The sequence below is a fragment of the Bacillus sp. DHT2 genome, from assembly GCF_026241455.1.
GTDB lineage: Bacteria > Bacillota > Bacilli > Bacillales > Bacillaceae_G > Bacillus_A > Bacillus_A pseudomycoides.
The window spans coordinates 1-791 of record NZ_JAPHWH010000067.1; the positions used below are offsets into that span (position 1 = coordinate 1).

A 791-nucleotide genomic window follows, 5' to 3' on the forward strand; every position below is an offset into this window, starting at 1 on the left:
ATGGATATCAATCCGAAGTAAAAGGTTATGACATCACGAATACAAAAGTAAGCCAAACAAAAGTAGAAGGAACGAAGACATGGAAAGACGATAATGCGAAAGATCGTCCGGCAATGATCAAAGTAGACCTACTACAAAATGGTAAAGTGATTGCAACGCAAGAAGTAAGCGAAGCAACCGGTTGGAAATATGCATTTACAGATTTAGCGGCATACGATGCCGAAGGTAAGGCATACAAGTATGAAGTGAAAGAACAACCGGTAGATGGATATCAATCCGAAGTAAAAGGTTATGACATCACGAATACAAAAGTAAGCCAAACAAAAGTAGAAGGAACGAAGACATGGAAAGACGATAATGCGAAAGATCGTCCGGCAATGATCAAAGTAGACCTACTACAAAATGGTAAAGTGATTGCAACGCAAGAAGTAAGCGAAGCAAGCGGTTGGAAATATGCATTTACAGATTTAGCGGCATACGATGCCGAAGGTAAGGCATACAAGTATGAAGTGAAAGAACAACCGGTAAATGGATATCAATCCGAAGTAAAAGGTTATGACATCACGAATACAAAAGTAAGCCAAACAAAAGTAGAAGGAACGAAGACATGGAAAGACGATAATGCGAAAGATCGTCCGGCAATGATCAAAGTAGACCTACTACAAAATGGTAAAGTGATTGCAACGCAAGAAGTAAGCGAAGCAACAGGTTGGAAATATGCATTTACAGACTTAGCGGCATATGATGCCGAAGGTAAGGCATACAAGTATGAAGTGAAAGAACAACCGGTA

1 protein-coding gene is annotated in these 791 nt (G+C 39.8%); it reads left to right on the forward strand.

Annotated elements, in window-relative coordinates; all coding sequences use genetic code 11:
- On the forward strand, positions 1-791 hold a 791-nt coding region (locus ORL93_RS30825), incomplete at both ends, for a Cna B-type domain-containing protein (RefSeq protein WP_265960347.1).